A 209-nucleotide genomic window follows, 5' to 3' on the forward strand; every position below is an offset into this window, starting at 1 on the left:
CGCGAGGGCACCTCGATCGGTCTCCTGGCCGGTGCGGCGGTCGAGGACGTAGATGCCGTGGACGCCCGCGTAGTCGATCGAGGAGAGCACGGTGCCGACGACGTGGGTCGGGGTGACGATGCCCCAGTACTCCCAGCGCTTGGTGCGCCCCCACCCACGGAGGTTGGCTCGGTGCTGGGGCCGGCGGGTCCAGCCGACGGCGTCCGGGT

Annotated in this window: 1 protein-coding gene; it reads right to left on the reverse strand. The window is 72.7% G+C overall.

Translation table 11 applies throughout. The features are described from left to right. Positions 1 to 209, reverse strand: a 209-nt coding sequence (locus A6V29_RS10740) for a DUF2804 family protein (RefSeq protein WP_137160277.1), incomplete at both ends; no start/stop codon positions are given.

This window comes from Blastococcus sp. CCUG 61487 (assembly GCF_005222955.1).
Classification (GTDB): domain Bacteria; phylum Actinomycetota; class Actinomycetes; order Mycobacteriales; family Geodermatophilaceae; genus Blastococcus.